Here is a 1187-nt window from a genome sequence, read left to right as displayed (position 1 = left end):
GGTTTTTTCACCCAGTCTCTTTCGGATCGTGATCCTGAGCTTTTCGGCTCGATCCGGTCCGAGTTGGGGCGCCAGCGCGACGAGATCGAGCTGATTGCGTCCGAGAACATCGTCAGCGCCGCAGTGATGGAGGCGCAGGGCTCGGTGATGACCAACAAATACGCCGAAGGCTATCCCGGGCGGCGCTACTATGGCGGCTGCCAGTTCGTGGACATTGCCGAGAATCTGGCCATCGACCGCGCCAAGCAACTGTTTGGCTGCGGTTTCGCCAACGTGCAGCCGAACTCGGGCTCTCAGGCCAACCAGGGCGTGTTCCAGGCGCTGATCAAACCCGGTGACACCATTCTGGGCATGAGCCTGGATGCCGGTGGTCACCTGACCCATGGCGCCCGCCCGAACCAGTCGGGCAAGTGGTTCAACGCGGTGCAGTACGGCGTCCGCAAGGAAGACAACATGCTGGACTACGATCAGGTCGAGGCGCTGGCGAAAGAGCACCAGCCCAAGCTGATCATCGCCGGCGGCTCGGCCATCCCGCGCCAGATCGACTTTGCCCGCATGCGCGAGATCGCCGACATGGTCGGCGCCTATCTGCACGTGGACATGGCGCATTTCGCCGGTCTGGTGGCGGCGGGCGAGCACCCCAGCCCCTTCCCGCATGCGCATGTGGCAACCACCACGACGCACAAGACCCTGCGCGGCCCGCGTGGCGGCATGATCCTGACCAATGATGAAGATATCGCAAAGAAAGTGAACTCGGCCATTTTCCCCGGCATTCAGGGCGGCCCGCTGATGCACGTGATCGCGGCCAAGGCCGTGGCCTTCGGCGAGGCGCTGCAACCGGCCTTCAAGGACTACATCAAGCAGGTCGTCGTCAATTCGCAGGCCCTGTCGGATCAGCTGATCAAGGGCGGTCTGGACACGGTGACCCATGGCACCGACACCCATGTGGTGCTGGTCGACCTGCGCCCCAAGGGCGTCAAGGGCAACGCCACCGAAAAGGCCCTGGGCCGCGCGCATATCACCTGCAACAAGAACGGCGTGCCGTTTGACCCGGAAAAGCCGACCATCACGTCGGGCATCCGCCTGGGTTCGCCCGCCGGCACCACACGAGGCTTTGGCGAGGTTGAATTCCGCCAGATCGCGGACTGGATCATCGAGGTCGTCGACGGCCTCGCCGCCAATGGCGA

At 63.8% G+C, this 1187-nt stretch carries 1 protein-coding gene; it reads left to right on the top strand.

The window, feature by feature from the left end:
* A partial coding sequence (gene glyA / locus ACR0J2_RS24060) for a serine hydroxymethyltransferase (protein WP_480814111.1) occupies positions 1-1187 on the top strand: 1187 nt, incomplete at both ends.

The sequence above is a fragment of the Ruegeria sp. CG4 genome (genome assembly GCF_056537185.1).
The sequence above is the reverse complement of the archived record's forward strand: the minus strand, read 5'-3'. Positions and strand labels throughout refer to the sequence as shown.